Source organism: Azospirillum sp. UENF 111221 (assembly GCF_058780625.1).
The window spans coordinates 2,817,307-2,835,023 of sequence record NZ_JBSNCH010000005.1; the positions used below are offsets into that span (position 1 = coordinate 2,817,307).

A 17,717-nucleotide genomic window follows, 5' to 3' on the forward strand; every position below is an offset into this window, starting at 1 on the left:
GGCGCCGGGTCGCGTCCCCCTGGTTCATCACGCCGCCTTCACCCCGTCGAGGAAGCTCTCCACCTCTTGGCGCAGGCGGGTGGATTCGCCGGTCAGGTGCTCGGCGACGCTGCGGACTTCGCCGGCAGCGCGGCCGGTGTCGCCGGCGGCGCGGGTGACGCCGACGATGTTGCTGGTCACCTGCTGCGTGCCCTGGGCCGCTTCCTGGACATTGCGGCTGATTTCCTGGGTCGCGGCGCTCTGCTGTTCCACCGCCGAGGCGATGGTCGCGGAGATCTGGCTGATCTCGGTGATGATGCGGCCGATCTCCTCGATGGCGGACACCGCCTCGCGCGTCGCGCCCTGGATGGTGGCGATCTGGCCGGTGATGTCCTCGGTCGCCTTGGCTGTCTGGTTGGCGAGGCTCTTCACCTCGCTCGCCACGACGGCAAAGCCCTTGCCGGCCTCTCCGGCCCGCGCCGCCTCGATGGTGGCGTTGAGCGCCAGAAGATTGGTCTGCGCCGCGATGTTGTTGATGAGGTCAACCACCTCGCCGATCTTCTGCGCTCCTTCGGCGAGGCCGGACACCACGCCGTTGGCACGGTTGGCGCCGCTGACCGCCTGTTCGGCGACGCGGGTCGACTGGGTGACCTGACGGCCGATCTCGGCGATGGAGGAGGACAGTTCCTCCGCGGCGGCGGCGACGGTCTGGACGTTGGCGGATGCCTGCTCGGCGGCCGACGCAACCGTGGTGCTCTGGCGGTTGGTCTCGTCGGCGGTGCTGGTCAGCGTGCCGGCCGACTGCTGCATCTGGGTCGCGGCACCCGACAGGCTCTGCACCACCGCGCCGACGTTGCCCTCGAAGGCGTGCATCAACTCCTCCAGCCGGGCGGCGCGGCGGGCTTTGGCCTCCTCCTCGGCGCGCTGGGCGGCAGAGAGGCGGTCGGCTTCGATGGCGTTGCGCTTGAAGACATCGACCGCCTCGGCCATGGCACCGACCTCGTCCCTGCGGCCGACGCCGGGCACCTCGACGGCGCGGTCGCCGCCGGCCAGCCGTGCCATGGCGGCGGTCATGGCGACGATGGGCGTGGCGATGGAGCCGCGCAGCACCAGACCGGCGGCCACGGCGACCAGAAGGGAGATCAGCGCGCCGGCGACGGCGGTGACGTAGCCGGTCGAGAAGGCGGTCTTCTGCTCCGCGTCGCGCAGCGCCAGCAGCGCACGTTCAGCATCGTCGACCTCGCGGACCAACCTGCGGATGTGGTCCATCGATGCCTTGCCGAGCGCCTTCGCCTCCATCGCGCGGGCCTCCTCACGCGTGTCGGCCTTGGACATCAGGGCGATTTCCTTTTCCGCCACCGTTTCGCGCCAGATGGCGGCGTGCCTGCGCAGATCCTCCACCCGGGCCTGCTGCTGCGGGTTGTCGGCGGTCAGCGACTTCACCTCCGCCAGGGCCCGGTCGAAGGACTGCGTGCCAGAGCGGTAGGGCTCGAGGAAGGCCGGATCGCCGCTGACCAGATAGCCGCGCAGACCGGTTTCCTGATCCACCATCGCCGCCATCGCCGCATCGGCGGTCTGGATCACGCGGTAGGTGTGGATTGTCCAACCGATGGAGGACTGGATCGACGAAAGGGTCGAATAGTTGGCAATGCTGATTGCGCCAATGATGACGATCAATGCAGAAAATGCCGTCAACAGCTTTCCGCCGATGCGGAGATTGGTGAACCAGGACATCGTCTTGCCCCTCATGTAACCGGACAGGCCTTTGCCTAGCGGGGACAGTCGCCTCGCCTTTGGAGTTGCATACGAAAGGGTGATGCTTTGACCCGATCGAATGCGAACACTGATACGTCATCGATTTCGATTTCGATCATCGAAAATTTTACGTATGACGAAATCATCGGACTGTTACGTAAGGCTTATGCCTGAGCGGAAAACAAAGCGTTAACAACGATCCGTTGTCTTTCGCAGGCGGCAATACTACCGTATGCGTGAGGCGTTGTGTCGCATCGACGTGGTGGCGGCACGGGGATGGGATTCGGGGGGCAAGCGACGGCAGAGGCGGCGGGCCGGTGAAAGGAGCGTCAGCGCCGCAGCCGCATGTCGATGTGGGGAATGCCGAAATCGTCGTACGGCTCGGTATCCCGGACGAAGCCGAAGCTGCCGTAGAAGCGTTCGAGATGCTGCTGCGCGCCGATGACCACGTCGCGGTCGGGCCAGCGCTCCGCCAGCACCGTCAGCGACTCCGCCACCAGCGCCCGCCCCAGCCCGGTGGAGCGTTGCGACGGGTCGACCGCCAGACGGCCGAAGGAGACCGGCGCGTCCGGATTCGCTCCATCCGGGCCATTTTCACCAGGGCCGAGGCAGCGGGCACAGCCGACGATGGCGCCCGCTTCGTCCACCGCGATCAGGTGAAGCGCGCCGGGATCGCGGCCGTCGATGTCGGGGTAGGGGGAGGCCTGCTCGACCACGAACACGCGGCTGCGCAGGGCCAGCATGTCGTGCAGGTCGCGCAGCGTCATGGCATCGAAAGCGACGCGGCGGACGGGCGGCGGGGCGGTCTTCACGGGGATTTCTCAGGCAATCGCGTTGCGGATCATGTAGTCGGCGATGTCCTTGGGCTTCACCTTGACGTCGGTCAGCGGCTCGTCCGCGGTCATCGCCTTGGCGACCAGCAGGCTGTTCTGAACGTTGGTCAGGGTGATGCGGTACACGCCGGCCGCTCCCTTGAGCCGCGGGTAATAGGTGGGGTCGATGGCCTTTTCGCGCCGGCCGAGCCGGGCCAGCGCGGTTTCCTCGTCCAGCTCCTCGACCGGCTTGGTCTGGATCAGCTTCCAGTCGGATTCGCCACCCCAGCCGGCGGCGACCTCTGCCTTGACCGCGGCCTCATCCTCCGCGATGCCCAGCTTGTAGATGTGCTTTCCCTGTCCGACGTCGGACGCCCATTTGGTCAGGGCGGCGCTGCGCGCGACATAGACGAGGGGCATGACGGGTCGATCCTTGAAGGGGGCTTCAATACGGGGGCCTTGTACGGCGCCTTGAATTGCGGAGCTTGTCCGGGGAGCAGTCTACTGCAGCGATGACTGCCGCGCGATGGGCGTGATGAGGATGCGGCTGACCACGTCCTTGCCGAACATGGCGATCACCGATTCGTCGATGCGGCGGCGCAGGGCAGGCACGTTCGCGATGTTGCCGCGGACGATCCAGCCCTCGTCCACGCCCTTGTAGATGGCGGTCAGGATGGCGTCGTGCAGGCGCGGGATGCTGAGCTGCACCTCGCCCAGCTTCAGGGCGTTGCCGATCTCCAGGTTCACTTCGACCTGGGTGTACTTCTCGATCCGTCCGGCATTCACCACCGGGACCATCAGCGGCTTGATCCGCACCGACGGTGGAAGTGCGCCCGGCGCCCCCTCGTTCGCAACGGCCGATGGCGCCGACGGCAGCGTCAGGAGCAGGGCAAGGCCGAAGGCACACAAAAGGCGACGCATGACGGAACACCGCGAAGGACCGGACAGCGGGGATGCTATCGGTCCGACGCGGCGCTTGCAACCAGGGTCCGGCCCTTATGCAGGGCCGGGAACGATTGGTCACGGAAGACTTGAGGGATTACGGGATCAGGCGGCCTTCCTGCCGCTGGCCGCCATCGCCTTCTTGTTGACGTCGCCGATCGCCAGCTTGTTGAGCAGCGTGTCGGTGTCCTTTTCCTCCTGCAGCGTCTCGTCCAGCAGCTGGGCGACCTTGTCGAGGCCGCAGGCGGTGGCGAAGGCATGCAGCGTGCCGTAGCTGGCGATCTCGTAATGCTCCACCTTCTGGGCGGCGGCGATCAGGGCGGCGTCCTGCACCTCGGGCGCCAGGCCCATCTCCAGGATTTCCTGGGCTTCGCTGATCAGCCCCTCCATCGCGTCGCAATGCTTGCCGCGCGGACGGGTGTCGAGCTCCTCGAACACCTGCTGGAGCCGCTCGATCTGCCCATGGGTCTGTTCCAGATGGGTTTCAAACGCCTGGCGCAGTTGGTCGGAGCTGGCGGCCTTGGCCATCTTCGGCAGGGCCTTCGCGATCTGCTTCTCGGCGTGGTAAATGTCGCGAAGATCCTCGATCAGCAGATCCTGCATCGTCTTGGCGGCCATTTTGGTGGTCCTTCCTCGCAGTGGGGGTTGGCGGAGCGGGGCTCCTGCGCGCCGAATGGCTGGATGGACAACAGCGATGGCTGCCGGGTGTTGCGGTCTCGAACGGGGACTGACCTTAGGGTAAGGAAGACCGGGCGATGTGGAACCGGGCCGAGGGAGGGCATTGGGCATGACCGACGGTGACGTGCTGTTCGAGTTCCAGCGGGTCGGCAGCTATCTGCGGGTGACCGCCATCGATGCCAGGACCGGCGTCGAGGTGACGGTGGCCGGCCCGGCAACCGGCAGCCAGGAACTGCTGAAACGGACGGCGATCAACAAGCTGCGCTTCGTGCAGAACAAGGGCGTCGGCCCAGCCGCCCCGGCCAAGCCGGGGCCGAAGCGGGGCGGCGGACTTTACTGACCGGGCCTGAACATCCAGAGGTTGCGCATCTGCCGTGGATTGCTCCCTTTCGCAAGGGGCGAAAAGAAAACGCGCCGCCGGACGGGGCCGGGCGGCGCGTATCGAAGTCTGGCTTTTGCTGATGGTGAGCGCCGGCATGCCTCCGCCGGCGGCCCCGACACTTGGTCGGCCCGCCGGTCGTAGAGCGAACCGCTCGACCCCGACAGTAGACCTATGCCTGCCCGTTGACACTGGCGCAGGGGGTGTAACGCTTGTAGAACCGCGCATCTCTGAACGAATGGCGCATAAGGAAAGCCCCTTTCCCTGCGCCGTTCAGCCGGTTAAGCGGGGTGTCGGCCGGGCCGTTTTCCGTGCCGGCCTTCGGGCAGAAGAATGAAACGCCAGAGGATCGAGGCCATGTTGGGTTTTAAGGCGGCGGGTTTTAGGGCGGCAGGCTTCGGGACGCTGGGCGTGACGGCTTTCCTGCGTGTGTCGCTGATGTCTGCGGCGTTGGGAACCGCTTCGGTTGCAGCCTTGCCGGTCCTGGCGATCCCGCAGGCGGCGCTGGCCGCTTCGTCCCAGCCGTCCCAGAAGCCGGGCCATGGCGCACAGGACCATGGCGGCCGTCAGTCCGCCCCCGGTGCCGCCGGTGCCGCTGCCGGGACGGCAAACGGTGGAGCGGCCCCGACCGCCCCGCAACCGACGACGCCGGCCGCGGGCTGCCTGAAGCCGGGTGTGCCGCTGTGCATGGACGACCAGGCGACCTTCCTCAGCGCCGACAAGATGTCTTCCTGTCAGGGCGAAGTGAAGGATTACGTCGACAAGTCGATGACCTATCTGACCTGCCTGAACGAAGAAAATGTGTCGACTGGACGCGAATTGAGTCGAAATGTCGACCGTTTCAACTGCCGCCTGTCGGGCCGCAAAGGGTGTGCCAACTGAGGCTTGCGGCCCATCGAATGCAACCGATTCGCAGCTTCAACCAATCGGATGGCAGGGCCATCGACCGGACACGCACACGGGCCGAATCCTGGGTGGATCGGCCCGCGTTGCATACGGACTTTACGCGATCAACCGGCCTTGCGGCGGGTCTGACGGCCGGAACTGCGGCCCAGGCCGATGCGCTTGGCGAATTCCGAACGCTGAGCCGCATAGTTCGGCGCGACCATCGGATAGTCGGGCGGAAGTCCCCAGCGTGCGCGATATTCGTCCGGCGACATGTTGTAGGTCGAGCGAAGGTGCCGCTTCAGCATCTTCAACTTCTTCCCGTCTTCCAGGCAGACGATGTATTCGGGCGTCACTGACTTACGAATCGGAACGGCCGGCTTCAGCGGCTCCGCCGCGACCTCTCGGGGCTGACCATTCAGACCGGTCAGCGACGAGTAGACCGTATTGATCACGTCGGGGATTTGCTGAGCAGGCAACACGTTCTTGCTGACATACGCCGATACGATGTCGGCGGTCATCCGCAGCAGCGCATTGTCCGGTACATCGGCGCGAAGCTGGTCGCTCATTGCACTGTGTCCTGGTTTTTCATTTGTCCGTAGGAACCAAGTTGCATACCGTGATTTGGGTGTCAATATAATTTCGGCAAGCATCAAATTAGTTGCTCTTGTCGGCCAGAACAAAGGAACGCCGCTTAAATCAGCCTTCGCTGAAAATCGTTGCACGGTTGTGGCTGTGCCGCGGCTTTAAGGCGCGTCTAGTAGGCGCCGGCTTGCGATTTTCCCCCGACTCCGTTGCAGCAATTGGCGGATTTCCCCCGCATATAACGAATCGGCTATCTCCCTTGTTTTGCCCCTTCGGCAACGAAGAGGTGAAAACAGAGGCCAAACTTTCGCGGTGATGGGCGTCGGTGCCGCTCCGGCTGTGTGCCGGCCGATCGTGCGCCGTAAATCGACCGCCAAATCGACCGCTGCCCGGCGGTGCTGGGTTTAGCTATGCATCCATGTCATGGTGTGGCTGTGGCGGTTGGCACCGACATCTGGTAGGGTGCCGGCGTCTTTCGCCCGATTGCAGGCCGCTTCGCCGGCCCGGTTGCCGCCCGTGCATCCGTACTGCCCGTATCCGTTACCGACCGCACCGGAGTTTCCGCCGTCATGACCGTCCGCACCGTGGCACTCGCATCCGATCACGCCGGCTATGAGCTGAAGGCTCAGATCGCACGGCAGCTTGAGGGCGCCGGTTACACCGTCCTCGATCTCGGTACCGACGGTCCGGCCTCGGTCGATTACCCGGACTTCGCCGCGGCGCTGGCCGCCGCCGTCACCGACGGCCGGGCGCAGCGCGGCGTGCTGGTCTGCGGCAGCGGCATCGGCATCAGCATCGCCGCCAACCGCCATCCCGGCATCCGCGCCGCCCTGGTGCACGACGTGACCACCGCGCGCCTGTCGCGCGAGCACAACGACGCCAACGTGATCGCGCTGGGCGCCCGCATCGTCGGGCCGGAGATCGCCAAGGATTGCGTCGAAATCTTCCTGAAGACCGACTTTGAAGGCGGCGAGCGTCACAGCCGCCGCATCGCCAAGATGGGCTGAGCGCGTTCCCGCGCCGCTTTTCCTGGCCCAATCATTTGGCCGTGAAGGCCCGCAACCGGGACGCGACAGAGCCCGGAAAGACCTGACGACGGCAGGTTGGCCGCGCGCCTGTCCTGCCTGATGCCACTTCGATTGAGGAACCTCCCGCCATGACCAGCAGCAACACCGCAGAGATCGGCCGCTTCTTCGCCGCCTCGCTTGCCGAGACCGATCCCGAACTGGCCCGCGCGGTGCGCGACGAGCTGGTCCGCCAGCAGGAGCAGATCGAGCTGATCGCCTCCGAGAACATCGTCTCCCAGGCGGTGCTGGAAGCGCAGGGCTCGGTCCTGACCAACAAGTATGCCGAGGGCTATCCGGGCAAGCGTTACTACGGCGGCTGCGAATTCGTCGACGTGGCGGAGAACCTCGCCATCGAGCGCGCCTGCAAGCTGTTCGGCTGCGATTTCGCCAACGTGCAGCCGAACTCCGGCTCCCAGGCCAACCAGGCGGTGCTGCTGGCCCTGCTGCAGCCGGGCGACTGCGTGCTGGGCATGTCGCTGGCCGCCGGCGGCCACCTGACCCACGGTGCCGCCCCCAACATGTCGGGCAAGTGGTTCAAGGCCGTGCAGTACGGCGTGCGCAAGGACGACCACCTGATCGACTTCGATCAGGTCGAGGCTCTGGCCCGCGAGCACAAGCCGAAGCTGATCATCGCCGGCGGCTCCGCCTATCCGCGCGTGCTGGATTATGAGCGCTTCCGCGCCATCGCGGACGAGGTCGGCGCGATCTTCATGGTCGACATCGCCCACTATGCCGGCCTGATCGCCGGCGGCGTCTATCCGAACCCGTTCCCCTATGCCGACGTGGTCACCACCACCACCCACAAGACGCTGCGCGGCCCGCGCGGCGGCATGGTGCTGACCAACAAGGAAGACATCGCCAAGAAGATCAACTCGGCCGTCTTCCCCGGCCTCCAGGGCGGCCCGCTGATGCATGTCATCGCCGCCAAGGCGGTTGCCTTCGCCGAGGCGCTGCGTCCGGAGTTCAAGACCTATGCCCAGGCGGTGGTCGACAACGCCCAGGTGCTGGCCAAGACGCTGATCGCCGGCGGGCTGGACATCGTGTCGGGCGGCACCGACAGCCACATCGTGCTGGTCGACCTGCGTCCGAAGAACCTGACCGGCAAGGCGGCGGAAGCCAGCCTCGAGCATGCCGGCATGACCTGCAACAAGAACGGCGTGCCGTTCGACCCGCAGAAGCCGATGATCACCTCCGGCGTCCGCCTGGGCAGCCCGGCGGCGACAACCCGCGGCTTCGGCACCGCCGAGTTCAAACAGGTCGGCGAGATGATCGTCGAGACGCTGGACGGGCTGGCCGCCAGCAACTCCGGCGACAACACGGCGGTCGAGGCGGCAATGCGCGAGCGTGTCCGCGGCCTGTGCCGTCAGTTCCCGATCTACCCGACGCTGTAATCGCCCACGCCGTAAAGGGGGGAAACCACCAGATGCGCTGCCCGTTCTGCGGAAACGAGGACACCCAGGTCAAGGACTCGCGCCCGACCGAAGACAACTCGGCAATCCGCCGGCGGCGCTTCTGTCCCAGTTGCAGCGCCCGCTTCACCACCTTCGAACGCGTCCAACTGCGCGAACTGACGGTGGTGAAGAGCAACGGCCAGCGCGAAGCCTTCGACCGCGAGAAGCTGTTGCGGTCGATGAGGATCGCGCTGCGCAAGCGCCCGATCGACGGCGACCGCATCGACCGGGTGGTGAACAGCATGGTCCGCCAGCTGGAATCCTCCGGCGAGAGCGAAATCCCGTCGAAGCAGATCGGCGAGAAGATCATGGAAGCGCTGCAGACGATGGATCAGGTGGCGTATATCCGCTACGCCTCCGTCTACAAGGATTTCCGCGAGGCTTCCGACTTCAACGAGTTCGTGGAAACTCTGGCGCCGGAAGCCTCGCCGGGACTGTAAATGCGTCGGTGCGGGGCAGGCGGTTGTCCTGCCCCGCACCGGTCGCTCACCCGAGCCCTCAGCCGAGCCCTCATCCGACCTGGGCCAGGATCGCCAGCAGCAGGATCGCCACGATGTTGGTGATCTTGATCATCGGGTTCACCGCCGGGCCGGCGGTGTCCTTGTAGGGGTCGCCGACGGTATCGCCGGTCACCGCCGCCTTGTGGGCGTCGGAGCCTTTGCCGCCGTGATTGCCCTCCTCGATGTACTTCTTGGCGTTGTCCCAGGCACCGCCGCCCGACGTCATCGAAATGGCGACGAAGATGCCGGTGACGATGGTTCCCAGCAGCATGGCGCCCAGGGACGCGAAGCCGGCCGCCCGCCCGCCGATGGCGGCGATCACCAGATAGAGGACCACCGGGGCCAGGACCGGCAGCAGCGAGGGGATGATCATCTCCTTGATCGCCGCCTTGGTCAGCATGTCCACCGCACGGCCGTAATCGGGCTTGGCGGTGCCTTCCATGATGCCGGGGATTTCGCGGAACTGGCGCCGCACCTCCACGACGACGGACCCGGCGGCGCGGCCGACGGCGGTCATGCCCATGGCCCCGAACAGATAGGGCAGCAGGCCGCCCACCAGCAGCCCGACGACGACGTAGGGGTCGTTCAGCCGGAACTCGACCGGAATGTTGGGGAAGTAATGGCCCAAATCCTGGACGTAAGCCGCGAAGAGAACCAGGGCGGCCAGACCGGCGGAGCCGATGGCATAGCCCTTGGTCACCGCCTTGGTCGTGTTGCCGACGGCGTCCAGCGCGTCGGTGGTGACTTGGATGTTGGCGGGCATGTCCGACATCTCGGCGATGCCGCCGGCATTGTCGGTGACCGGCCCATAGGCGTCGAGCGCCACCACCATGCCGGCCAGCGCCAGCATCGTCGTCGCGGCGATGCCGATGCCGAAGACGCCGGCCTGCCCGTGGGCGATCAGGATGCCGGCGCAGATGACGATCACCGGCAGGGCGGTCGATTCCATCGACACGGCAAGACCCTGGATGACATTGGTGCCATGCCCGGTCTCCGACGCCTTGGCGACGCTGCGCACCGGGCGGAAGGCGGTCGAGGTGTAGAACTCGGTGATCCAGACCAAGAGGCCGGTGACGCCCAGCCCGACCAGGGCCGAGACCAGCAGGTTGAAGCCGGTGATCGACACGCCGTCGGTCATGGTGATGGCGCGGGTGAAGCCGAACAGGATCGCCGTGACGATCAGGATCAGCACCAGCGAGATGCCGGCCGCGACCGCCAGCCCCTTGTAGAGCGCCTTCATGATGTTGTTGTCGGGGCCGAGCTTCACCGCGAAGGTGCCGGCGACCGAGGCCAGGATGCAGACAGCGCCGATCAGCAGCGGATAGACCAGCATCATCCGCAACACGCCGCCGGTAAAGAAAATCGCCGCCAACAGCATGGTGGCGACGATGGTGACGGCGTAGGTCTCGAACAGGTCGGCGGCCATTCCGGCACAGTCGCCGACATTGTCGCCGACATTGTCGGCGATGACCGCCGGGTTGCGCGGGTCGTCCTCCGGGATGCCGGCCTCCACCTTGCCGACGAGGTCGGCGCCGACGTCGGCGCCCTTGGTGAAGATGCCGCCGCCCAGCCGGGCGAAGATCGAGATCAGCGAGGCACCGAAGCTGAGCGCCACCAGCGCCTCGAGGATCGTGCGCACCTCGACGGGATCGTTGACGTGGTAGACCAGCGTCAGGATGCCGAAATAGCCGCCGACGCCCAGCAGCCCGAGCCCGACCACCAGCATGCCGGTGATCGCGCCCGACTTGAAGGCGATGTCGAGTGCCGGCGCCAGGCCGCGGGTGGCGGCCTCGGCGGTGCGGACGTTGGCGCGGACCGAGACGTTCATGCCGACATAGCCGGCGCTGCCCGACAGCACGGCGCCGATCAGGAAGCCCAAGGCCACCGGAAAGCCCAGCGTCACCCACAGGATGACCAGCAGGACGGCGCCGGCGATGGCGATGGTGGTGTATTGGCGGTTCAGATAGGCGCGCGCCCCTTCCTGCACCGCGGCGGCGATGGCCTGCATCCGTTCGGACCCAGGCGACGCGGCCATGACTTCTTTTCCGGTACGAAAACCGTAGGCCAGCGCGAGCAGGCCGGCGGCGATGATGACGATGAACGCTAGAGCCATCGCATCCCCCGATTGATTTTAAGGTCGCGCCCCGGAAAGGCTGGTCCCACCACGGTGATCAAGTGGGGGAGAAGTCGGGCGCAAGTATTATCGGGAAAAGCATGCGCCCGGTGCGGCCGCTTTGCAACCGCCGCACGGGGCGGCGCAACGCGGCGAAATGGCCGGGGGTGCCCCTGGCCTTTGTGGGTAGTGTCGGGATAATGCACCGCAAAATGGGTGCGAATTGCGGGTGCCCTGGGAGGCGGTCAGAGATTGCGCTGCGTAACCGCCTGGACCAGCACGTCATAGACCGCATCCTTGCCGACGACTTTGCCGGCGGCCTCCGCCAACTTGGTCTTTACGGCAGGAATATTGACCAAAGCCCCGTTCAGGATCGACTTGTCCGCAATGCCGCCATAGAGCGCGGTCAGGAAGGCGTCGGTCAGGCGCGGCTGGTTGGCCTGGACCATCGGCTGCTTTTCCAGAAGCACTTCCACCGCGACCACGACGGTCACGAACTGTTCGACTCGGGTCGGGCCGATCATCGGCACCACCAGCGGGGGCAGGCGGACGAAGGCGGTCGGCGGCTTGGGCGGCGGCTCCACCTTCTTCGGCGGTGCGTCGGGATGTTCGGTGAAGTATTTCTGATAGACGAACCAGCCACCGAAGCTGGCGCCGCCCAGCAAGACGATGCCGAGAACGAGGACGATCAGAGCCTTGACCACGGCAACACACCTCAGACAGACGGCGAAGCGCCGAACCCTGCGCCGCGGATGCTTTCGATTGTCTTAAACGCGGGGCGGGGGAGGTGGACGGTCAGAAATGGTCCCAGCCGCGCCGGGCCAGCGGCAGGGGCACACCGGCACCGTCCAGCACCGCGACCTCGCCGGGCGTACCGGGACAGAGTTCGCCGATCTCGGTGATCGCAACCCCGCATTCCGCGGCCAGGGCCGCCAGGGCGTCGCGGGCCGACGGCTGGGCGGTGAACAGAAGCTCGTAATCGTCGCCGCCGGTGATGGCCAGCGCCAGTCTCACCGGATCGCCGTCGATGGCGCCGCGGGCAGCCTCCGACAGCGGCACCGCATCGGCGCGGAGCAGGGCGGCGCAGCCGGACTCCTCGCAGAGATGGCCGAGGTCGGCGACCAGCCCGTCCGACACGTCCATCGCACCGCTGGCCAGACCGATCAGGCACGGCCCGACGCCCATGCGCGGGTCGGGCCGGCGCATCCGGCGCAGCAGATGGGCGCGCGTGTCCTGGTCCGGAATGTCGAGACGGCCATAGGCGACTTCGAGCCCGAGCGCGGCATCGCCGATGCTGCCGGTGACGAAGACGCGGTCGCCCGGTTGCCCGCCCCAGCGCGGCAGGGCACAACCGGTGGGGACCAGCCCGAAGGCGGTGACCGACAGGGTGATTGGGCCGCTGGTCGAGACCGAATCGCCACCGGCCAGCGCAATGCCGAACTGCCGCTGCTCCTCGCCCAGCCCGGCGGCGAAGCCCTCCAGCCAGGATTCGTCGAGGCCGCGGGGCAGGGCGGTCACCAGCGTGTAGGCCAGCGGCTCCGCCCCCATGGCGGCGAGGTCGGACAGGTTGCTGCGCATCAGCTTGGCGGCGATGTCCGCCGGCGCATCGTCGGGGAAGAAATGCACCCCGGCGACCATGGCGTCGGTGGTGACGACCAGTTCCCGCCCGTCCGGCACGCCGAACACGGCGGCATCGTCCCGCAGGCCGCGGGCGCCGGGAAAACCGGCGGCCAGCGGCTTGAAGAAGCGGGTGATCCGGCCGAACTCGCCGAGAGGGCGATTCCCCCTCTCCCCCCGGGGAGAGGGTCGGGGTGAGGGGGATGCACGGGGTTGATTCTCGTGAAAGGCACGCGGTGCGACCCCCTCACCCTAACCCTCTCCCCGGGGGGAGAGGGAATTTCTTCGGGTATTACTCCTCGACCGCACTGCGGCCGGGGTCGGGCTTGGCGAGGTCGTCGGCGCGCAGCGCGCGGGCGACATGGTCGAGCACGCCGTTCACCATCGCCGGCTCGCGGCCGGAGAAGAAGGCGCGGGCGACGTCGACATACTCGCTGATGAGGATGCGCGGGTGGGTGTCCATATGCACCGCGATCTCGTAGGCACCGGCGCGCAGGATGGCGCGCAGCAGCAGCTCCAGCCGGTCGAGCGGGAAGCGCGGGTCGAGGGCGGCGCCCAGCACCCCGTCGACCTCGGCGCGGCGGTGGATCGCACCGCGGACGATGTCGGCGAACAGCTGCGGATCGCCGGAGACGAACTTGTCGCCGTCGATCTCCTCGCCCAGCCGGTGGGCGACGAACTCGCCGACGACATTCTCGACCGGGGCCTGGGCCAGATCGATCTGGTACAGCGCCTGGGCCGCGGCCAGACGGGCGGCCTTGCGGCGCGCCTTGGCGGAGCCGCCGCCGGTCTTGTTCTTGCGGGACTTCGATTTGCCCTTGGAGTCGCCGCCCTTGGGGGCGTGATCGGGTGTCACGGGGCTGCCCGCGTCGTCGTTGCTCATGATCTGCAGTCGCTAAAAGAGAGGAGATGTCGGGGTCAGCGCGGATAGAGGCGGAATTTGCGCTTCAGGTCAATCATGTCAAGACAGGCACGCGCGGCACGCCCGCCGGTATTGACCGATCCGACATTGGCGCGGGCCCAGGCCTGCTCGCGGTTTTCCACCGTCAGGATGCCGTTTCCGACCGCCAGACTGTAGCGCAGGGCCAGATCCTGCAGGCCGCGGGCGCTTTCGGCACAGATCGTGTCGTACCGCGTCGTCTCGCCCCGGATCACGCAGCCCAGCGCGACATAGCCGTCGAACCGCTTGCGGGCGGTGAAGAAATCCATGGAGCGGATGGCGTACATGATCGCCGCCGGAAGCTCCAGACAGCCGGGCACGCCATAGCGGATGTGCGTGGCGCCGGCGCGGTCGAGTTCCGCGACGGCGCCACGCGCCAGCTCATCGGCAATGTCCTCGTGGACGCGGGCGTCCACGACCATGATGTGGGGCGTATCGGTCATCCGGCGGCGTTCTGGTCCTCAGTCCTCACCGGGGTCGGTGGCGCCCGGATTGATCGCGCGGTGGCCGACCACGGTCAGGCCGTAGCCCTCCAGCCCGATGATCGGCTTCTTGCGGTTGGAGATCAGGGTCATCTTGCGCACGCCCAGATCCAGCAGGATCTGCGCGCCGATGCCGTAGTCGCGCAGTTCCGGAACGCTGCCGGCCTGACCTTCCAGCCGCGCCTTCAGCACGGTGGAAAGGCCGTTCGGGTTCGGCTCGCGCAGCAGCACGACGACGCCGCGGCCCTCCTTGGCGATCAGCTCCATCGAGGCGTGCAGGTCGTTGTCGCGGCCGGAGTTGCGGTCGCCCAGCACGTCGTCCAGCACCGACTGGGCATGCATGCGCACCAGCACCGGCTCGTCGCCGGAGATGTCGCCGCGCACCAGCGCGATGTGCTCGGCATACTGGATCTTGTTGATGTAGACGTAGGACTGGAAGCGCCCGCCATAGCGGCTGTCGAGATTGCCGGCCAGAACCTGCTCGACGATGGTCTCGGTGCGGCGGCGGTAGGCGATCAGGTCGGCGATGGTGCCGACCTTCAGCCCGTGGAACTGGGCGAACTGCACCAGATCGGGCAGGCGTGCCATGGTGCCGTCGTCGTTCATGATCTCGCAGATCACCGCGGACGAGGAATGGCCGGACAGCCGGGCGATGTCGACCGAGGCCTCGGTATGGCCGGCGCGGACCAGCACGCCGCCGTCACGCGCCAGCAGCGGGAAGATGTGGCCGGGGGTGGCGAGGTCGTGCGGGCCGGACGCCGGGTCGATGGCGACGGCGATGGTGCGGGCACGGTCGGCGGCGGAGATGCCGGTGGTCACGCCTTCGCGCGCCTCGATGGAGACAGTGAAGGCGGTCTGGTGGCGGGACGCGTTCTGCTGCGCCATCAGCGGCAGGCGCAGCCGTTCGATGTTCGGCCGGTCCATGGTCAGGCAGATCAGGCCGCGCCCATGCTTGGCCATGAAGTTCACCGCGTCCGGCGTGGCGCAGGAGGCGGGGATCACCAGATCGCCCTCGTTCTCCCGGTCCTCGTCGTCGACCAGGATGAACATCCTGCCCTGACGCGCCTCTTCGATGATCTCTTCGGCCGTCGACAGGTAGTGGTGAAACTCGGACGTCATTCCTGCCCCGCGAGCCGGGCGACATAGCGCGCCAGCATATCGATTTCGAGATTGACCGTATCGCCCTCCGTCAGCCCGCCGAAGGTGGTGGCGGTCTGGGTGTGGGGGATGATGTTGACGCCAAAGCGGTTGCCTTCGACCTCGTTGACGGTCAGCGACACGCCGTCGATGGCGACCGAGCCCTTGGGCGCGATGTATTTGGCGAGAGTGGCCGGCGCCTCGAAGGTCAGGCGCAGCGATTCGCCTTCGGGGCGGATCGACAGCAGCCGGCCGACCCCGTCGACATGGCCGGACACGATGTGGCCGCCCAGCTCGTCGCCGACCTTGAGCGCGCGCTCCAGGTTGATGCGCGTGCCGGCTTCCCAGCCGCCGAGCGTCGTCTTCGACAGGGTTTCCCCCGAAGCCTGGATGACGTAGGTCCCCGGTCCCTTTTCGATGACCGTCAGACAGACGCCGTTGTGGGCGATGGACGCCCCGATCGCGATCGTCTCCGTGTCGAAGGCGGTCTCGATGGTGAACCGGGTGTCGCCCTGCCGCTCCACGGCCCGGACGCGCCCGACATCGGTGATGATTCCGGTGAACATGCGGGGGAATTTAGCAGGTTTCGCGGCCAGGGGAAGCGGGCGCGACACCGCAAGCGGCGCAACGGTCTGTTGCGCGGGCTAGACCGACGCTTTGGGGCCGATCCGGCGATAGCTTTCGGCCAGATCGGTGCCGGCGCTGCGGAAGGCAGTGCGTTCGAAGCGCGCCATCGCGGCCAACGCCTCGACTCCGAAGCCGGCGACCGCCGGCAACCCGTCGCCGCCGATCAGCGAGGCGGCGCGGAACCACTCCAGCCGGTCGACCAGACCGGCGCCGAGCAGGGCGCCGGCCATCGACGCTCCGCCTTCCACCAGCACGCGGGTGATGCCGCGGGCGGCGAGGGCGGTCATCGCGGCGGCGGGATCGACACGGCCGTCGGGCCCGGCGGTGACCGGGATCGGCTCGACGCCGAGGGCAGCCAGAGCCTCGGCACGCGTGGGGTCGGGGGTGGGGCCGGTGACGACCCAGGTCGGAATGCGGCGAGCGCCGGTGGCGAGCTTCGCCGTCGGCGGCAGGCGCAGGCCGCTGTCCACCACAACCCGCACCGGGCTGCGGTCTTCCAGGCCGGGCAGGCGGCAGGTCAATTCGGGGTCGTCGGCCAGCGCGGTGCCGATGCCGACCAGGATGGCGTCATGGCTGGCGCGCAGCCGGTGGCCCCAGGCGCGCGCCGTCGGGCCGGTGATCCACTGCGACTCGCCGGTGGCGGTGGCGATGCGGCCGTCCAACGTGCTGGCGACTTTCAGCGTGACCAGGGGGCGGCCCAGCGTGATGCGGTTGAAGAAGCCCTCGTTGAGTGCAAGCGCATCGGCCTCGCAGACGCCCGTCGTGACCGCGATGCCGGCATCGCGCAGCCGGGCCAAGCCGCCGCCGGCAACCCGCGGGTCGGGGTCCTGGCAGGCGACGACGACACGCGCCACCTTCGCCTCGACCAGCGCCAGGGCGCAGGGCGGCGTCTTGCCATAATGGTTGCAGGGTTCCAGCGTGACGTAGGCGGTGGCACCGTCCGCTCCGCCGGAAAAAGCGCGGGCTCGGTCCAGCGCCTGGGTCTCGGCATGGGGGCGGCCGCCGGGCTGGGTCCAGCCGCGGCCGATCACGGCGCCGTCGCGGACCAGCACGCAGCCGACCGCGGGATTGGGCCAGGTCCGCCCCAGCCCGCGCGCCGCGAGCGACAGGGCGGCGCGCATGTGGCGCAGGTCGGTGTCCGTATCGGAAGGAATGGGCACGGCGGGCCGGGCTATCGGCCGGCCGATCAGCTGCCGGGGCCCTTGCCCTTGGTATCCTTGGCGGAGAAGCGGCCGACGTTGCCCATCATCTGTTCCAGGAAGCCCATCTCGCGGCCGGCGGTGGGGGTCGTGCGCTCCACCAGATCGATGTCCTGGCCGTTCGACTTGTCGAGCGTCTTGATCTCGCGCAGGACGCCGTTGTCGTCGAAATGGGCGACGACGACGCGGCGCTCCGTCACTTCCGGCTCGAAGAAGGCGGTCTTCTCAGTCTTCTGCCCGATATAGTACCAGACGTTCGGATCGAAGGTGCCGACCGAGGTCGGCGTGCCCAGCACCGCGGCGACGTCGTCGCGCCGGCTCTGGCCCGGTTGCAGTTCCGCCACCAGCTGCGGGTCCGTCAGGTTGCCGCGGGTGGCGAGGGTGGGCGAGCAGCCGGTCGCGGCGAGGCCGGCGAGCAGGATGCTGCCCAGCAGGGCGGTGCGAATGACGGCGCGGGGGGCGGAAAAGTTCGATCTGGTCATGGTGCTCGGGCTATGATGGAGCCGGCGGGGCAGCGAGGCCGTTCACGGCTGTGGACAGTCTCCGGGCGGGACAATCGCACCGGCTGC

Annotated in this window: 20 protein-coding genes; 5 read left to right on the forward strand and 15 right to left on the reverse strand. The window is 67.4% G+C overall.

Annotated elements, in window-relative coordinates; genetic code table 11:
* Positions 1 to 27 precede the first annotated feature (27 nt).
* The 5 genes from ACWPN3_RS28185 to ACWPN3_RS28205 all read right to left on the reverse strand — a co-directional run bounded on the left by ACWPN3_RS28185 (position 28) and on the right by ACWPN3_RS28205 (position 4,106).
* A complete protein-coding gene (locus ACWPN3_RS28185) occupies positions 28 to 1,713 on the reverse strand; it encodes a methyl-accepting chemotaxis protein (protein WP_492240226.1) in 1,686 nt (561 codons plus the stop codon).
* 350 nt (positions 1,714 to 2,063) lie between these two features.
* A complete protein-coding gene (locus ACWPN3_RS28190) occupies positions 2,064 to 2,546 on the reverse strand; it encodes a GNAT family N-acetyltransferase (protein ID WP_492240227.1) in 483 nt (160 codons plus the stop codon).
* Between the two features lie 9 nt (positions 2,547 to 2,555).
* Positions 2,556 to 2,966: a hypothetical protein gene (locus ACWPN3_RS28195; protein ID WP_109095410.1), complete on the reverse strand. Its 411-nt coding sequence runs from the start codon at positions 2,964 to 2,966 to the stop codon at positions 2,556 to 2,558.
* 81 nt (positions 2,967 to 3,047) lie between these two features.
* On the reverse strand, positions 3,048 to 3,467 hold the full coding sequence (locus tag ACWPN3_RS28200) for a hypothetical protein (protein WP_109095411.1): 420 nt from the start codon (positions 3,465 to 3,467) through the stop codon (positions 3,048 to 3,050).
* A gap of 126 nt (positions 3,468 to 3,593) precedes the next feature.
* Positions 3,594 to 4,106: a YciE/YciF ferroxidase family protein gene (locus tag ACWPN3_RS28205; protein ID WP_098740217.1), complete on the reverse strand. Its 513-nt coding sequence runs from the start codon at positions 4,104 to 4,106 to the stop codon at positions 3,594 to 3,596.
* A gap of 169 nt (positions 4,107 to 4,275) precedes the next feature.
* On the opposite strand from ACWPN3_RS28205, the gene ACWPN3_RS28210 reads away from it, so the two are divergent.
* The gene (locus tag ACWPN3_RS28210; protein ID WP_098740216.1) at positions 4,276 to 4,506 is read left to right on the forward strand and encodes a DUF6898 family protein; all 231 of its coding nucleotides are present in this window, start codon (positions 4,276 to 4,278) and stop codon (positions 4,504 to 4,506) included.
* Between the two features lie 396 nt (positions 4,507 to 4,902).
* A complete protein-coding gene (locus tag ACWPN3_RS28215; RefSeq protein ID WP_109095412.1) occupies positions 4,903 to 5,427 on the forward strand; it encodes a hypothetical protein in 525 nt (174 codons plus the stop codon).
* 128 nt (positions 5,428 to 5,555) lie between these two features.
* Here the strand turns inward: ACWPN3_RS28215 and ACWPN3_RS28220 are convergent, their stop codons facing one another.
* Positions 5,556 to 5,999 (reverse strand): Ros/MucR family transcriptional regulator, encoded by a 444-nt coding sequence (locus ACWPN3_RS28220; RefSeq protein WP_014247241.1) that lies wholly within the window; start codon positions 5,997 to 5,999, stop codon positions 5,556 to 5,558.
* Between the two features lie 585 nt (positions 6,000 to 6,584).
* Between ACWPN3_RS28220 and rpiB the strand changes: the two genes are divergently transcribed.
* The 3 genes from rpiB (at position 6,585) to nrdR (ending at position 8,973) form a co-directional block, all read left to right on the forward strand.
* Positions 6,585 to 7,022 carry a ribose 5-phosphate isomerase B gene (gene rpiB, locus ACWPN3_RS28225; RefSeq protein ID WP_109095413.1) on the forward strand — a complete coding sequence of 146 codons (438 nt, stop codon included), beginning with the start codon at positions 6,585 to 6,587 and terminating at the stop codon, positions 7,020 to 7,022.
* 149 nt (positions 7,023 to 7,171) lie between these two features.
* On the forward strand, positions 7,172 to 8,473 hold the full coding sequence (gene glyA / locus ACWPN3_RS28230; RefSeq protein WP_098740214.1) for a serine hydroxymethyltransferase: 1,302 nt from the start codon (positions 7,172 to 7,174) through the stop codon (positions 8,471 to 8,473).
* 32 nt (positions 8,474 to 8,505) lie between these two features.
* Positions 8,506 to 8,973: a transcriptional regulator NrdR gene (gene nrdR, locus ACWPN3_RS28235; RefSeq protein WP_109095414.1), complete on the forward strand. Its 468-nt coding sequence runs from the start codon at positions 8,506 to 8,508 to the stop codon at positions 8,971 to 8,973.
* Positions 8,974 to 9,043: 70 nt separating this feature from the next.
* Here nrdR and ACWPN3_RS28240 read toward each other — a convergent pair whose 3' ends face one another.
* The 9 genes from ACWPN3_RS28240 to ACWPN3_RS28280 all read right to left on the reverse strand — a co-directional run bounded on the left by ACWPN3_RS28240 (position 9,044) and on the right by ACWPN3_RS28280 (position 17,630).
* Complete coding sequence (locus ACWPN3_RS28240; RefSeq protein WP_492261870.1) at positions 9,044 to 11,146, reverse strand: sodium-translocating pyrophosphatase; 2,103 nt, start codon at positions 11,144 to 11,146, stop codon at positions 9,044 to 9,046.
* 245 nt (positions 11,147 to 11,391) lie between these two features.
* Positions 11,392 to 11,850: a hypothetical protein gene (locus ACWPN3_RS28245; RefSeq protein ID WP_109095416.1), complete on the reverse strand. Its 459-nt coding sequence runs from the start codon at positions 11,848 to 11,850 to the stop codon at positions 11,392 to 11,394.
* A gap of 91 nt (positions 11,851 to 11,941) precedes the next feature.
* Positions 11,942 to 12,901 carry a thiamine-phosphate kinase gene (gene thiL, locus ACWPN3_RS28250; protein ID WP_492261907.1) on the reverse strand — a complete coding sequence of 320 codons (960 nt, stop codon included), beginning with the start codon at positions 12,899 to 12,901 and terminating at the stop codon, positions 11,942 to 11,944.
* A 154-nt stretch (positions 12,902 to 13,055) separates the two neighbouring features.
* A complete protein-coding gene (gene nusB / locus ACWPN3_RS28255; RefSeq protein WP_109095418.1) occupies positions 13,056 to 13,646 on the reverse strand; it encodes a transcription antitermination factor NusB in 591 nt (196 codons plus the stop codon).
* Between the two features lie 35 nt (positions 13,647 to 13,681).
* Positions 13,682 to 14,146, reverse strand: a complete 465-nt coding sequence (gene ribH, locus ACWPN3_RS28260) for a 6,7-dimethyl-8-ribityllumazine synthase (protein ID WP_098740208.1) — start codon at positions 14,144 to 14,146, stop codon at positions 13,682 to 13,684.
* 18 nt (positions 14,147 to 14,164) lie between these two features.
* On the reverse strand, positions 14,165 to 15,304 hold the full coding sequence (gene ribB / locus ACWPN3_RS28265) for a 3,4-dihydroxy-2-butanone-4-phosphate synthase (RefSeq protein ID WP_109095419.1): 1,140 nt from the start codon (positions 15,302 to 15,304) through the stop codon (positions 14,165 to 14,167).
* Entirely contained in the window at positions 15,301 to 15,888 is a 588-nt protein-coding gene (locus ACWPN3_RS28270; RefSeq protein WP_492240229.1) for a riboflavin synthase, read from the reverse strand. Before ACWPN3_RS28270 ends, ribB begins: the two co-directional genes overlap by 4 nt.
* Before the next feature lie 78 nt (positions 15,889 to 15,966).
* Positions 15,967 to 17,109, reverse strand: coding sequence for a bifunctional diaminohydroxyphosphoribosylaminopyrimidine deaminase/5-amino-6-(5-phosphoribosylamino)uracil reductase RibD (gene ribD, locus ACWPN3_RS28275; RefSeq protein WP_492240230.1), 1,143 nt, complete (start codon positions 17,107 to 17,109; stop codon positions 15,967 to 15,969).
* Between the two features lie 26 nt (positions 17,110 to 17,135).
* The gene (locus tag ACWPN3_RS28280) at positions 17,136 to 17,630 is read right to left on the reverse strand and encodes an outer membrane protein assembly factor BamE (RefSeq protein ID WP_109095422.1); all 495 of its coding nucleotides are present in this window, start codon (positions 17,628 to 17,630) and stop codon (positions 17,136 to 17,138) included.
* Positions 17,631 to 17,717: the final 87 nt, after the last annotated feature.

Bases quoted from the DNA above. Each gene is read 5' to 3' on its own strand.
- ACWPN3_RS28220 (WP_014247241.1), bottom strand. From the start codon at position 5,999: ATGAGCGACCAGCTTCGCGCCGATGTACCGGACAATGCGCTGCTGCGG.
- ACWPN3_RS28240 (WP_492261870.1), bottom strand. From the start codon at position 11,146: ATGGCTCTAGCGTTCATCGTCATCATCGCCGCCGGCCTGCTCGCGCTG.
- ribH (WP_098740208.1), bottom strand. From the start codon at position 14,146: ATGACCGATACGCCCCACATCATGGTCGTGGACGCCCGCGTCCACGAG.
- ACWPN3_RS28280 (WP_109095422.1), bottom strand. From the start codon at position 17,630: ATGACCAGATCGAACTTTTCCGCCCCCCGCGCCGTCATTCGCACCGCC.
- glyA (WP_098740214.1), top strand. From the start codon at position 7,172: ATGACCAGCAGCAACACCGCAGAGATCGGCCGCTTCTTCGCCGCCTCG.
- ACWPN3_RS28215 (WP_109095412.1), top strand. From the start codon at position 4,903: ATGTTGGGTTTTAAGGCGGCGGGTTTTAGGGCGGCAGGCTTCGGGACG.
- ACWPN3_RS28210 (WP_098740216.1), top strand. From the start codon at position 4,276: ATGACCGACGGTGACGTGCTGTTCGAGTTCCAGCGGGTCGGCAGCTAT.
- ACWPN3_RS28200 (WP_109095411.1), bottom strand. From the start codon at position 3,467: ATGCGTCGCCTTTTGTGTGCCTTCGGCCTTGCCCTGCTCCTGACGCTG.
- ACWPN3_RS28270 (WP_492240229.1), bottom strand. From the start codon at position 15,888: ATGTTCACCGGAATCATCACCGATGTCGGGCGCGTCCGGGCCGTGGAG.
- rpiB (WP_109095413.1), top strand. From the start codon at position 6,585: ATGACCGTCCGCACCGTGGCACTCGCATCCGATCACGCCGGCTATGAG.
- ACWPN3_RS28195 (WP_109095410.1), bottom strand. From the start codon at position 2,966: ATGCCCCTCGTCTATGTCGCGCGCAGCGCCGCCCTGACCAAATGGGCG.
- ACWPN3_RS28205 (WP_098740217.1), bottom strand. From the start codon at position 4,106: ATGGCCGCCAAGACGATGCAGGATCTGCTGATCGAGGATCTTCGCGAC.
- nusB (WP_109095418.1), bottom strand. From the start codon at position 13,646: ATGAGCAACGACGACGCGGGCAGCCCCGTGACACCCGATCACGCCCCC.
- ribB (WP_109095419.1), bottom strand. From the start codon at position 15,304: ATGACGTCCGAGTTTCACCACTACCTGTCGACGGCCGAAGAGATCATC.
- ACWPN3_RS28185 (WP_492240226.1), bottom strand. From the start codon at position 1,713: ATGTCCTGGTTCACCAATCTCCGCATCGGCGGAAAGCTGTTGACGGCA.
- nrdR (WP_109095414.1), top strand. From the start codon at position 8,506: ATGCGCTGCCCGTTCTGCGGAAACGAGGACACCCAGGTCAAGGACTCG.